The organism is Mongoliibacter ruber (genome assembly GCF_003003005.1).
GTDB lineage: Bacteria > Bacteroidota > Bacteroidia > Cytophagales > Cyclobacteriaceae > Mongoliibacter > Mongoliibacter ruber.
In genome coordinates, this window is record NZ_PVTR01000026.1 from 1 (window position 1) to 13,166 (window position 13,166).

At 40.5% G+C, this 13,166-nt stretch carries 12 protein-coding genes and 1 pseudogene; 2 read left to right on the plus strand and 11 right to left on the minus strand.

Translation table 11 applies throughout. From position 1 onward, the window contains the following. The coding region (locus CLW00_RS20900) for a type IX secretion system membrane protein PorP/SprF (RefSeq protein WP_146131472.1) at window positions 1-218 on the plus strand (218 nt) is incomplete at its 5' end. Window positions 219-554: 336 nt separating this feature from the next. Here the strand turns inward: CLW00_RS20900 and CLW00_RS20905 are convergent. The 8 genes and pseudogenes from CLW00_RS20905 to CLW00_RS20940 all read right to left on the minus strand — a co-directional run. Continuing rightward, a pseudogene (locus tag CLW00_RS20905) lies at window positions 555-1,101 on the minus strand (IS1634 family transposase); the annotation flags it as partial. Window positions 1,102-1,339: 238 nt separating this feature from the next. Next, window positions 1,340-3,997: a fimbria/pilus outer membrane usher protein gene (locus CLW00_RS20910; protein WP_245917444.1), complete on the minus strand. Its 2,658-nt coding sequence runs from the start codon at window positions 3,995-3,997 to the stop codon at window positions 1,340-1,342. A 51-nt stretch (window positions 3,998-4,048) separates the two neighbouring features. Next, on the minus strand, window positions 4,049-4,867 hold the full coding sequence (locus tag CLW00_RS20915) for a hypothetical protein (RefSeq protein WP_106135667.1): 819 nt from the start codon (window positions 4,865-4,867) through the stop codon (window positions 4,049-4,051). A gap of 65 nt (window positions 4,868-4,932) precedes the next feature. Then, window positions 4,933-5,514: a DUF4402 domain-containing protein gene (locus tag CLW00_RS20920; RefSeq protein WP_106135668.1), complete on the minus strand. Its 582-nt coding sequence runs from the start codon at window positions 5,512-5,514 to the stop codon at window positions 4,933-4,935. Between the two features lie 316 nt (window positions 5,515-5,830). Continuing rightward, the gene (locus CLW00_RS20925) at window positions 5,831-7,057 is read right to left on the minus strand and encodes a helix-turn-helix domain-containing protein (protein WP_106135669.1); all 1,227 of its coding nucleotides are present in this window, start codon (window positions 7,055-7,057) and stop codon (window positions 5,831-5,833) included. A 354-nt stretch (window positions 7,058-7,411) separates the two neighbouring features. After that, window positions 7,412-7,882, minus strand: coding sequence for a hypothetical protein (locus CLW00_RS20930; RefSeq protein ID WP_106135670.1), 471 nt, complete (start codon window positions 7,880-7,882; stop codon window positions 7,412-7,414). Between the two features lie 16 nt (window positions 7,883-7,898). Next, entirely contained in the window at window positions 7,899-8,525 is a 627-nt protein-coding gene (locus tag CLW00_RS20935) for a hypothetical protein (RefSeq protein ID WP_106135671.1), read from the minus strand. Next, window positions 8,522-9,019, minus strand: coding sequence for a hypothetical protein (locus CLW00_RS20940; protein WP_245917446.1), 498 nt, complete (start codon window positions 9,017-9,019; stop codon window positions 8,522-8,524). The genes CLW00_RS20935 and CLW00_RS20940 overlap by 4 nt, the downstream gene beginning before the upstream one ends. A gap of 587 nt (window positions 9,020-9,606) precedes the next feature. Here CLW00_RS20940 and CLW00_RS20945 point away from each other — a divergent pair. Continuing rightward, on the plus strand, window positions 9,607-9,948 hold the full coding sequence (locus tag CLW00_RS20945) for an avidin-fold protein (RefSeq protein WP_106135672.1): 342 nt from the start codon (window positions 9,607-9,609) through the stop codon (window positions 9,946-9,948). A gap of 7 nt (window positions 9,949-9,955) precedes the next feature. Here the strand turns inward: CLW00_RS20945 and CLW00_RS20950 are convergent, their stop codons facing one another. The 3 genes from CLW00_RS20950 to CLW00_RS20960 form a co-directional block, all read right to left on the minus strand. After that, window positions 9,956-10,258, minus strand: a complete 303-nt coding sequence (locus CLW00_RS20950; RefSeq protein ID WP_106135673.1) for an AtuA-related protein — start codon at window positions 10,256-10,258, stop codon at window positions 9,956-9,958. A gap of 103 nt (window positions 10,259-10,361) precedes the next feature. Next, complete coding sequence (locus CLW00_RS20955; RefSeq protein WP_106135674.1) at window positions 10,362-11,705, minus strand: acyclic terpene utilization AtuA family protein; 1,344 nt, start codon at window positions 11,703-11,705, stop codon at window positions 10,362-10,364. A gap of 2 nt (window positions 11,706-11,707) precedes the next feature. Then, complete coding sequence (locus CLW00_RS20960; RefSeq protein ID WP_106135675.1) at window positions 11,708-12,997, minus strand: CitMHS family transporter; 1,290 nt, start codon at window positions 12,995-12,997, stop codon at window positions 11,708-11,710. Window positions 12,998-13,166: the final 169 nt, after the last annotated feature.

The window sequence follows — 13,166 nt, forward strand, 5'->3', positions numbered from 1 at the left end:
TGATGGAAAAAATATGGGTCGGTGCCGGACATAGAATTGATTATGCCAACAACTTCCAACTGGGAGTACTGCTGCCAATAATGAGAATTGGCTATATCTATGAACTCCCGATGAGCAGGTCATTCCTACTGCCGAACACCACACATGAGTTCCTCGCAGTCATCCCTCTTTTCAGAGATAACAACCCCAGAGCTAGGAATAAGATGATGATTTGGTAATGATTATATAAAATCAAATATCCGCACATGGTTACCAGGAACGGCTATCCTTCGGGCAGTTACGAGTAAAAAAGTAGAAATCACCAAAATTATAAAACGATGATCAATTGGTCTCCTTGTTGTCCTAAGTAAACTTAGTATTTGACCTTCTAAAGGGCCTTTAATACATGATTGAGTTTTGATAGAGTATAGCAAATCACCGAATTTTCATATTTTATTGTTAGAAAAATCCATTCTGGCGGTTCTAAAAACTATTCAATAGCTCTAACGCTAAAAAGCTCCCCAATTGGGGAGCTAAGCTATTTGAAGTTAACCCACATGGTCTGTTTTACTTTTGTATCCAGTAAGTTCGCACACTGCGGAGTTTCCCTTAATCCAGCGCAGGTTTTTCAGTTCGGAGACAGGGTATACCGCTCTGCTCACAACCTGTGTTGCCGCAAGCATGGCATTTTCGGAGCTAAAACCGATTGGTAGCAGCAAGGGTGTGAGATTCAATTTCTCCCATGTATGATACTCCACATCGATCTCTTGGGCATTGCTGTGCTGAAGCGTGTCCATATCCACCATGCGTAAAAACTTCTGTGGCGTCTTGATATCCAGTTTTTGGGATGGTAGGATACGTAGGAAAAAATCATCAACATATTGTTTGACAGCAATATCATCTTCCTGATCAAACAGAGAGGTCTTTTGCTCATATTTATCGCTAATGTGCTTTTGGATTTTGTTGAGCTGCCTGGGGCTGACATCCTCCATAAAGCCCACGTTCGGGATGGTAAGGTGGCATACCCTATTTGTCCGCATTACGGTAACACTCTACCAGACTGTAGAAATCGCTCAGCTTTCCTGACTGGGGATGTTTGCGCAATGAAAACTTGAAATACATCCTGTAAAATGCTGGTCTTAAGATCCAAAATCCAATGCCTCTTTGCACAACAAACCAAAAGAAAGCATTATAGAGAGCATGGGAAAATTTAACTGTAGGGGGGAAAGTAAATTGGAAGGTGAAAACCAGAAAATAAACTGAAATTTTATATTTTCAGGCGAAAACCTGCAATGTGGGTGAAGTCTGTTTTTTTACAGAACATCTGAAACTAAATAAGAATAACAAGGACTCCAATTAACTAATCCTTCGCCTTCAATACAAAATCCAATCCTTCTAGGTAGTCCCCATCCACAAGGGCTTTTATTTCAAATTCCAATAAATCTGGCGTTGCGCTTACGTTCATATACTCCAGCTGCTTTGCGTCTATCATTAGGGTATATTTACCGGGTAAGAGTCCAAAAGCATAATAGCCTCCATCTGAGAATGTCCGAATCATATCCAAAGGTTCTTCATCTCCTATGCGCTGCAAGCTTATCCGTAAGCCTCCTACTCCTTCGAATCCATCAGCTGTCTCCCTAAGGACAGTCCCCTCCAAAACCCCGGTACGGTAGAGCGGGATATCGATTGATTTGACCCGATTGGGATCTGCCATAAATCCAAATACCTTTTCTTTAGGTGCCAAGGTAGGATCTGGCAGGGCATTGATGTCTAACTCCAATCTATAGTCCCAATAGCTCTGTAGCTGGGTAATTCTTAGAATTCCGTCAGATCCCAAAAGCATATTGGCCGACTTGTCCAAGCGAATTCCTTTCGCGGGGATGATCGCTTCGCCTTCATCAAATACTCCATTTTCGTTTTGATCCACAAACAACCGGACCGAAATCCCGGATCGAGACACCTGTTCTCGATTTGATGGAAGCAATTTGCCGGACTGATTGTCCAAAGCCAAAGAACCACTCAAACTTTGTCTGATAGCGTAATCTCCCTTTCTTCCGGTGTATTGTGAAGCGGAGCGGATAAAGTTAAAATCGTACAAAAACCCAACCTGGATTGCGCCACTTTTGTTCGTGATATTCCGATCATAAGACGTTGTGAATCTCCCACTTTTGAAAAGTGTTTGAGAAACCTCCACATTGAATGTAGACAATTGTGATGTTTGGGTATTGTATGCCGCTTGGGCACGCAAAAACATCCCTTTGATAAAAACAGGTAAACCCGGACTTCTAGGTAGGGAGTAAGTCACAGAACTGATCAGCATCCCCGGGGTAAACTCAGGGGATAAATTAGCGGCAATCCTTGAACCCACAAGCTGCGCACGGTAATTGAATCGGGTGGCAACTCTGCCTATTTGATAATTGTAATCTGCTTGAAGACTACCTCTGTAGCCGTTTGGCAACCAGATGTTTTCTCCTCCAATTCGGATCCCAGAAAACTTCCCAAATAGCTGGAAGGGAACAAAAACATTCAAATTGGCATCTCTAAGGGGCTTGGAACCTCCATTTACCTCCTGTTGGTCAAAGAAATATTCTGTTGTCCTCGCGGTGATATTGATATTGTTTGCATAGAAAACACTCGCATTGACCCTATAGAATCGTGAGGGTAAGTAATCTATGTCCACTAAATACTGCTGAAAAAGACGCGTGGAAACACCAAAAGAAGTCGAGGTCCTACCTGCTCCAAAATAATCCCCATAGCTCATGCCTGCTCGAACAGTAACCGCATTACTGACGCCCAAGGAGATATCCGCATGTCCCAACAGGTGAGAAGCTAAGCTATCGGGCGCATTCATCAGATTACCTCCTTGAATATTGTACGCTACAAATCCTTTTGGTAGGAAGGAAAAAGGAATCTGTAGCTGCTTCTCCTCGGTGAGTATTTCACCTTGCGGAGTGTATATTTTCAAGGTAAGACGGACAGTCCCATAGGTAACCGGTGCATTGAAGCGGTAATAGCCCACCTCATCTGCACGCATGAAATCCACCAACTGACCGCCAATCAGCAACTCGACCTCGGAGTCTTTTTCGGTGTAACCATCAATTACAAAGACGTCCAACTCCCGCCGCGGGATCAATGGGTTATTGCTGAGGGAAAAACCCGTCAACTGGGCACTGGAAGTCTGGCTCGAGGTACTGATTTGACCCAATGTGATACTACTTAGCAAAGCATTTTTTTCGGGGGCTAAGCCTGATGGCAAAACATACCTCCACCTCAATCCGGATAGGTTTACGGTCTGGCCTAAGTTGTTTTTGCTCCCATTCATATTGAACTGAAAGTCTCCTCCCAAGACTTCCGCTCCTGCTCTCATTTGAAGTCCTACATTGGATCTTCCAGGAGAGTTATCTACGTTGAGGCTGTAATCTAAGACCCCCAACCCCAATATTTTCCGCTCAAGTGGGTAGCGCATTGCCGACTGCTCCTGCCCTCCAACATTGGATTGGATTTTTTTTCTAAGTGCTTCGCGCTTGTTTTTTTCTTCAATAGGCAGCGCATACTGAGATTTCATTGTAATAGAAAGATTGAAGGGATTAACCGAAAATTCCAAGCCGAAAATCTTGCTAAAATAACCAGGAGGAAGGTACAGGTCTTGCTCGCCCAAGTAGAAATCATCTGCTTGGAGGGTTTCGGGTTTACCCTGAAGACTGATCAATCCAGCCAAGGGATCTATCATCCATGTTTCCTTGGGGCTCGGGTAAAATCCCTGCAATCCAAATTTATTGGTTGATGGTGTGGATGGAATACCCGTCAAGCTCAGGAGTTCTCCAAGGGGTAGGTACGCGACCTCCCCAAAAAACACCACACTGATATAGTACTGTCCGATCGAAGGATGTGAAAATGTCAAAAGAGCCTCTTCATCCGGTTGACGCTGACCATAGCTCCTATGGGGTAGGGCAAAAAATACGAGAAAGAGCACTAGTACATAAACGTACTGCAAAGCACGGTCTTTTGATATTGGCACTAGTTCCTCTCCGTTTAAGAATCTTACCGGTTCTTTGATTGAATAAAAAGGTCAAAAACTGACCATCAGCTTTTTAACGATTGGTTCTGCAAAAACCAAATCGGAAACGGAAATATCAGAACGCTTGGTCTGGAAAGTGAGCGCTACCTCATAGGTACCTGATGCCAAGTCTTCCGGAATAGGTATGCTAAAGGTTCTTATTCCTTCGTAATATAAAGCCAGAGTTTGTTCTTGCCTACCAACTTCTTTTCCATCTGCAGAACGTACCTGTGCCTCAATACTTCCCAAATAGGGAGAATTTCCCAAAACAGTAAATTCCGAATGCACTACAATGGCGTCCTCTTTTTTTGCGGCTTCAAACTTACTGAAGTCCAAACCTGTACTGGTCTCACCAGTCTTATAAAAAGCTGAAATCACCTGCTCCAACTTGAAGCTGACTTGTGCACTGATGCCTTCTGTAGATTGGTCTTCTACAGCAGCGGTCTGTTCACCGGAAAGGATTTTGACACGGGTAAAATAAGTCCCGGCCGGCTTGCTACGATCAGGACGGATCTGAAAGCGCACCGTCTGCTGCTGTCCGGGCTCCAATACAAAAGACCGTGGAAAGGTTCGTATCCGATCGCCCAAACCCGATTGCGCTGCCCGGATAGAATCATCATATACCATCACCACATTTCCCTCGGGGTCATTGCCCGGATAGCCAAATAGAAAACTGATATTGACCTCTTGTGCCTTGTCCGATCCATTGGAGACATACATCGTACCGATCCCATTGGCGTCAGCAAATACGGTCGTGGGTGCTAGGGATACCTGGGCTATGGCAGACCAACTAATCAATACAAAAAGGGAAGAAAGTAGTATAATTTTCATGGGATATAAATATCAAAACACCGATAGAAGACAGTATTTCCATCGGTGTCTTTTTTGACTAGCTTTTAGTTGTAAGTAGCGTTGAGCGTGATAGTTCCCGTGTATGTGCCTGCAGTAGCGTTTGTCGCATCTACTTGTCCTCCTATGAATACCCTGACCGAATTTGTCCCCGGTATCGCCTCAAAAGTAGGGAAACTATTTCCAGGAAAGCTGAATGTGTTGTCAACAACAAATGAAAAAGCGTCACTCCGCGTTATGACCCTAATCCCGTATTCTTCAAAGGTCATAAAATCACCTTCTTCCCAAGTAAAAGCAATAGGCAAAACTGCAGCACCGGGCCCAGTCAAGTTATTGGGTAAAGTAAATGACAACCTTACATCCGAACCTGCTGACGCAGCGACAGTAAATTCACCCCTATTGGTAGTACCTAGAGCAGGCCCATTGGATACAGATACATCACCAAAGCTATTTATTGATTTGGTTTGTCCAGTCACCACTGTACCAAAGCTAAGGTTGTTTACATTGGCAACTGCAATTTCACTGATTACCGTTGCATTGGCAGAGATTGACGCGGACTGTGCGATGGCGAATGAACCGAAGCCTATTGTGAGTATGGCGGCGATAAAGGTTTTGATTGTTGTTTTCATGAATTGAAATAAATTTTCATTGATTATTGGAGTTACTTTCTGTTCCCCTTATTATTTTCATGTGAGTCACGAATAGGAAAAAAGGGATGTACAAAAGTCAATAAGTCAGTTTGAAATAAATTGAAATAGCAGCCAAGATTTGTCCAACTATTGGATAGTTGGACAAAAAGACAAATGCAATCTGTGATTGTCTAATGGGTACCAGTTCGTGAAAAAGCTAAGATTTCTGATAGCTATTCAGAATCAATGAAATACTGGAGTCAAGGAAAAGAGGGATAAGAATGCTGGATATTCCAGACAAAAAACAGACTAAATTTTATTTACCGAAATACTGAGATGGTTTTTGACCGGTCACTTTTTCAAAAGCACTGTAAAATGTATTTTTATTTTTAAATCCCGATGCTAATGCAATCGAAACAATAGTCTGAGTATTTATCAAACTTGGGTAATGTTCAATGAAAAAATTCACACGGTGTTCGTTGACCCATTCCCTAAAATTCTTGCCAACATATTCATTTAAAATATAGGAACAGTGATGCTGAGGTAAACTCATTTGATAGGCTAAATCTCCCAAGGAAAAATCAGGGTTGAGAAATGGCTGTTCAGTTTCCATTATCGAGATCATTTGCGCTTTTAGCCTATCTATTTCTTCTTCATGGATAGTTGGAGTTTGTTTTCGGGAATTTGCTAAGATTTCTGTTTGTTGATTTTCAAGAAGCTCTTCTTCCTGTTTCAGATCAACTGTTTCTATGACCGCTAATTTCCCTGGGACAGCATATTCTTTTGAGACGAAAACAAAACCATACAATACTTTAGGGTTGTAAAAAAGATACCCAAGGAAACCTAACAAAATAGTAGATTGAATAAAAACCCTAAAATTACTCAAAAACAGATTGCTCGCTGTAGACCCTATGAAGATGTTTATGAAAGAATTTACCAATAAATTCAAATTTGACAGTGTCGTTATTACCACAAAGAATAAAATCCAATTCGTTAAAACCGGATTATTTCGCCTATTTTTTATAATCCCAGTTCGGAGTACTATGCGCCATACTAAAATGAAATAAGTCAACAATAATCCGTTTCGAATCAATGAAGTCGTATGATATGGAAAAATCACAAAAGTATTCTTGATAAAAAAAGCTCGATGGGTGATCATATCGGAAATAAAATCAGCCCGTGTGGCAGCATCCAATAAATACCAAGGTATGGAATCAATGAAAGCAAATAAAAACGGCATAAAATGAATCAAATCCTTTTTCTGTAATCTGCTTTCATCTCTGATAAAACCTCTCACATAAAGATACAAAAAAGCACCAAATACAAATAGAAAAGGCCCTAAAGAGTTAAATAACACAGAAACAATGAGGGTCTGCTCAGTATTGACAGCAATAAAATATATCATCTGAAGCCCACGCATCAGCATCATGGAAGCCAATAATTTATTCAAATAGGTATTACCAATGTTCGTAAAAAGCATATGAATAGAAAAACCCAATAATAAAAATGAACCGGAAGCAAAAATGTATAAGTTGTAGTCCATAAGTGGGGAAAGGCTGCCTTGGGTATTCTAAGCTGAAGAATTTTAGAACCTTCAGCCATTTTATTTTTACTTGAAATCGAATTGGATTTGAGTTTATACAATTAACACCTCAAAAGACAGTGCTTTTTGTGTAAACTGTCCTGTATTGCCAATTATTTTTAACAGGGATGCAATATTAGAAAAATTAGAATTCCCTCTTTTGATTTTAAAAAAGGTAAAAATAGACAATGCATTTAAATGTAAATAAAATCACTTTTTGAACAGAATGGAAGGTTTTAAACTACTCCGCCATCTGAGTTGATGAATTTCGCAAGAGGTAAACCTTTGCCATCGATCCCAATAGGACATCGGAATCTAAAAATACTCTAAAAGCAAAGACTCAAGTTGATTTTCTCCGTAATAGCCTAACCATGCTTTGAGAGTAGTTCTTCGTGGCTTGAAATTTCTGATCAACAGGCCCTTTTGATTAAAATTCAACAAAGCTGGAAACTCTTTCAAGGATTGAGCACTCTGTAAATTGTTTGTATTGTCATTTAAAAAATAGATGAAGGTCGGCTTGCCAGGTACATCCTGATTTTTTATTTCGAGCAAAAATTGGCTGTTTTCATATGTCTGAATCATAATCCATCTCAAAGGTAATAAAGAACCGTCCTCTGCTATCATAGCATAGTTTTTCCCATACAAATCCGACCATAATTCATTGCCTACGTCAGATTCCGCACCTGTCATTGATCTTAACTCCACACCTGCGGGTAATTCGATGTTGATGCGAAGAGTTTGATTTTGGGCCATTCCAAATCCTGAAATGAAAAAGGCTAAGATCATAAAAGGAAAAATATGCTCAATTCGTCCCACCGGCTACATTTACATTTATAGAAATTTGACTATGATAATTTCCAGCGGAGACTGACCTGATCGGACCCAAAGTTCCAAAGACAAACAGGTATACCAGCGATTTGGGTTTTTCGAAATTCATCCCATACTCCGAATTAGAGGCCATAAAAGCATCCACATACTTACTGTTTACCGGAATCGTGATACTTGTAACCCCTACAGGCAGATCAATACTTTCTTTTTTTGCAACGATTTCATTTGGTGCATTTTGATTGTTATAGGCTAAATAAAGGGACATCGGAATAGACTGTCCTTTGGAAAAATCTCCCTCTTTAGCCATGTAAGGGGTATAATCCATATTTATTTCAAGATGAAATTCACTTGGAGCTTCTATTTCGAAAATCGCAACGTTTTCGTCTTCTTTTCGAACATAAATGGCACCCGAATTCGCAGTAATCTTATTCGAACGTTGATTAAAATTCAAACTACTATAGCCAACACCAATAGGTCGAATTGTAACATCATCGCTTCCTGACCAGGTGGAAATAGTTGTCCGCTGTCCAAAGGAAGTTCCCGGAAATCCAAAAAGGATGAATGAAAATGAGAAAATAAGAATAGCTTTTCCTGCAGTCATATATATTCAAATTCCAGTACAAATTGAGAAAGATAATTTCCCTGTGTGGCTTGGGAAACATCAAATTCAGCACCCAACCAAATGAAAACCTCTCCTGTCGGTCCGATAGATACATTCGCAGTGCCTTGTGGCAACAAGAAGCTAGCGGCCTGAACATCTTCTACAGCAGTCGTCATTGAATAAACAGCTTGCACTACACCTATACCATCATTTTGCTCTACCAATGATTCTCTTATGGTATAGTTGATTCGAATTGACCTATTTGGGCTTCCTAGGATTTTGAACTGTCCTGCAAAAGTGCTGGTAAGGGGGTTGACAATTATCAAATCCCCCTGCAAAGCAGGGTTGATCAGATCTAGATCACGTACAGTAATGAGCTGAAGATTATCAACGACCACCGCTGAAACTTCAATTGAATATGAGCGATTTTGAGCACTTATTGATCCAAATACCCAAAAAAGAATAATGGCAAGTACTATTTTTATCCTTGTCAACCTGAATTATTAAGAAGATTAAAACACCTACTACTTTCTAAAGTACACTATGATGAAATCATTTCGTTGAATGATTTTTTATAGCCAGATATTTTTACCTGAGTTTTTTGTGAGATGATACTACAAAGCTTTTTAAAATAAGCTTGAGCTAAAAAAAATGACTAAATTTTTTGTCCAACTATACGATAACTGGACATAATAAATTTATATGATTATCCGCAATCATGCCTCTAATCAATTAAACGAGGTTTTTTTGGCAAAGGGATCCTAATAGATACCTGTTCTCCGGGAGGCCGGCTGGAAATTTATTGATATTGGTTCGAAATCACAGGTTAATTCTATTATTTAGATTCTACTGGTATGAAAGCGGATATACATAAAATGTTAATTGATAAATTGTACCTGAATAGTCTCAAAAAAAAAATTACTCTACTCAACACACAGACAAAATTCCGAATACTCCCCTAATTCGAGAAAACTTCTCAGCACCTTGAAGTAAAATCACTAATGCTGAACATTTTTTATTCATATTTGGAAATAGCTAAAACAATCGGTTTTGATGGATTCAATTAAATCATGCTTGGCATATGGACTATAACAATAAAAAATTCAAGGCTGTAGAAAACACAGAGAATGGTGAATCATCCGCCTCAACCATTTTCCATTACCATCAGCAAGGCAATATACTTCATGCCCAATACAGCGGTGGAGATATAGAAAAAGGGTATATTTTGGGGAAAGTTGATGCAGCCGGACACATAGACATGGTTTACCAGCACATCAACAGGCACGGAGAAATAAGGACAGGAAAATGTAACTCGATTCCTTACTACACTGAGAATGGAATACTCAGGTTAAAAGAAGCCTGGCAATGGACCAATGGAGATCAATCCACAGGGATTTCAGAAATAGAAGAAATAGAACCATAGCAGCCACTTAAAAAACAGGCATTTCCAATAAGTAGGCTCCCAAGGTTTTACCATGTTTGTCCAAAGCAGTAGAACTTGTCACTCCTCCTCCCAATGCGTCAAACATAACAAAATTCAAGGCCCCTAACTGAGGCAGTTCGAATCGAAGAATATCTCCTTTGACCTGATCACCGTACCAGCTTTTCAATTTTTCAGCTGTTACTTTTTCCTTTATCAGTTCGAAATCTTTTTTGTCATAGACAGTAAGTGAAATATTACTGATATTTCCCTTGTCTCCTGTTCTCACATGTGCTATTTCCCACAATTTCATCTGTATATAATTTTATTTTACAATGGCCACGCCTGCACATATCAGCAGGTGTGAGCTCAAGTGGCTGATAAACTACTAAGGGTATGATGCCGATAGTAAGAAATCATGCCTGAATTTTTTGGAAGTGAATATTGGTAACGATGTCATTCTTTGGCACCAGTATAGAAGCGATGGATATGATTTCTTCCACACGTTTTGTTGCTCCTCCGCCACCGGCAGGACCATTGGTGTATAGTGTTTCCACCTCATTGGCAAGCCGTTGGGCATCTTGTTTTGTTGATAATTTTCCTGCTACCCGCAACCTTACCTCCTTAGGTTCACTGCTAGGTAAACCCTGATCCAATAATGAATTGATACCGATCAGGTCTAACCTTAAGTCGCTTATTTCAAATGGCATCAATTCAAGTCTTTTTTCTACAACACTTTTAGCCAATAAGGCTCTATTTAAGCAATTTGATCCTCCATAACTGATTTCTCCTTCTCCGATAAATCCATTTTGGTAACCTACACTTACTTTAAAGGTATCTGTTGCCAACTTGGAAGTTGCTCCACTAAAAGCCACCTTATTTTTTTCTATTTGGGTAAAAATCACTTTAGAAAAATCAGCCACACAGTCAGGAGTAATATAATGTTCGGGGTCGTGTATTTCATAAAGCAATTGCTCTGTACAAGTAGCAGGGGTGACCAATCCTCCCGCATCTGCCAATTTGGAAATAAAACCATTTCCTCCCTCGTCAACTTCCACAAATGGGAAACCCAAATTCCACAAATCAGGCACTTCTTTTTTACCAGGATCAGCAAAATAACCTCCTGTGACCTGACCGGCACATTCCAGCAAATGGCCAATCAATGTACCTACACCTCTTTTTTCAACATCATCCTGCTTCCAGTCAAATTCATACAACATCGGTGCTAAGAAAAGTGAGGGGTCTGCCACCCTACCGGTGATAATTATATCTGCCCCTTGGGACAGGGCTTCCACAATTCCATCACAGCCCAAATAAGCATTCGCTGAAATGATCTTATCCTTTATAGAGTCCAATGACTGCCCTGTTTCCAAAATAGGGGATTCTAAATATTGATGGATATGTTCGCTGATATCATCACCGGTAAGGGCAGCAATGGTTAACCCTTCCAAATTTAAAGCTCTTGCCAATTGGGCTATTTCGTTCATCGCTTCTATAGGGTTTGCGGCCCCCATATTGGTGATCACTTTGGTTTTGTGGCGGTAAGCCAAAGGGAGTACTTTTCGCATTCTGTCCAACAAAAGCTCATTATACCCTTTTTTCCCATCTGCCTTTTTGGCTTTTTGGGCGATGGCTATCGTCCTTTCAGCCAAGCCTTCAAAGCATATATAATCCAAATTCCCTTTTTCAATGAGTTCTAATGCCGGTTCCAATCGATCTCCCGCATAGCCAGCGCCACTTCCAATTCTTATTTTTTTCATTTTCAAATAGTTATCGCACCAATTAATATAGAAATCATCAATATAATGAAGCTTACCAAAAAGGCTAGAGGAATCGTTTTTTTCTGGTGATCCCCCAACTCAACCCCCGTCAAACCAATAAGTAAATAGGTGGCTCCTGTCAATGGGCTCACAGGAAATCCTGTGGTCATCTGCCCCATAATAGCAGCACGGCCTACCTCTATCGGATCAACCCCAAAATGGGATGCGGTGGTGGCGATAAGGGGAAGAATGCCAAAATAAAATGAATCAGGATCAAACAAGAGACTTGCAGGCATGGAAACCAATCCTGTGATGACTGCCAAATGGCTCCCCACAGCTTCCGGCATTTGTGACACCATGCCTTCCGCCATAGCGTCAATCATACCAGATCCATCTAGTATCCCAATGAAACAACCTGCAGCAAATAAAATACTTGCCATAAGCAATGCAGCCTTTGCATGCGCATTGATCCTTTCTCCCTGCATTTTGGGATTTGGGTAATTTAGGGTAATTGCCAACGCAAATGCCACTATAAAAATAAAATGAGGTGGTGCAATTCCAATGATTAAAATTGCGACTGCAATGATGATGAGAAGAATGTTCGGATAAAACATTTTTGGTCTGTCCAGCTCAGATTGAACCTCTGAAGAAGTATCAGGAAGGTCCATTTGAATTATTTCTGGAACTGATTTCCTTTCTCTTTTTCCTAAAATAAATGCAATGACAAGTACTGTAATTAGTCCAATAAGAACAGGAATCAAAATAGGGTTAAAGAGCGTCGTTACCTGGACATCAAGTGCAGAAGCGGCGCGGATAGTAGGCCCTCCCCATGGCAGAATATTCATGGTTCCTGCCGACAAGGCCACGATTGTAGCCAAAGTAGTCCTTTTCATCTTCAGTTTGTCATACAGGGGCAATACAGCAGGAACCGTCACCAGAAATGTAACCGCACCCGAACCATCCAAATGAACCAACATGGCCAATAAAGCTGTAGCAAGAGCAACCTTTGCAGGATCATTCCCTGCAAATTGAAGTAGCTTTTTCACTATTGGCTTAAATGTCCCGGCATCGGTAAGAATACCGAAAAACAGGATAGCAAAAATAAACATCACCCCAGTGGTGGCTATAGATTTGATTCCTTCTGTCACAAAATCAATTATCTCAAATGTAAACCCAGCTATGAGGGCAGTGAAAATCGGAACCAATATCAGAGCTACTACTGCAGCCATCTTTTTGGTCATCACCAAAAACAGTAATAATAAAATCGTAAGTAGTCCAAGCCAAGCGAGCATGTAAATAGGTTTTAATAGGTGATTGGCTAAAAATAGCTAAACATATAATGGGATTGATAAATATCTGGTGTTTTTCCTGTTTTGTGCGATGGGACACCCAAGCTAAAACTTCATGATAGCTGAGGTAAGTTCTTGCTGTTCTTCTGTTAGTTTTAAAGGTATTGTAGCG

Bases quoted from the DNA above. Each gene is read 5' to 3' on its own strand.
- CLW00_RS20915 (WP_106135667.1), bottom strand. From the start codon at position 4,867: ATGAAAATTATACTACTTTCTTCCCTTTTTGTATTGATTAGTTGGTCT.
- CLW00_RS20920 (WP_106135668.1), bottom strand. From the start codon at position 5,514: ATGAAAACAACAATCAAAACCTTTATCGCCGCCATACTCACAATAGGC.
- CLW00_RS20925 (WP_106135669.1), bottom strand. From the start codon at position 7,057: ATGGACTACAACTTATACATTTTTGCTTCCGGTTCATTTTTATTATTG.
- CLW00_RS20930 (WP_106135670.1), bottom strand. From the start codon at position 7,882: ATGATCTTAGCCTTTTTCATTTCAGGATTTGGAATGGCCCAAAATCAA.
- CLW00_RS20935 (WP_106135671.1), bottom strand. From the start codon at position 8,525: ATGACTGCAGGAAAAGCTATTCTTATTTTCTCATTTTCATTCATCCTT.
- CLW00_RS20945 (WP_106135672.1), top strand. From the start codon at position 9,607: ATGGACTATAACAATAAAAAATTCAAGGCTGTAGAAAACACAGAGAAT.
- CLW00_RS20950 (WP_106135673.1), bottom strand. From the start codon at position 10,258: ATGAAATTGTGGGAAATAGCACATGTGAGAACAGGAGACAAGGGAAAT.
- CLW00_RS20955 (WP_106135674.1), bottom strand. From the start codon at position 11,705: ATGAAAAAAATAAGAATTGGAAGTGGCGCTGGCTATGCGGGAGATCGA.
- CLW00_RS20960 (WP_106135675.1), bottom strand. From the start codon at position 12,997: ATGCTCGCTTGGCTTGGACTACTTACGATTTTATTATTACTGTTTTTG.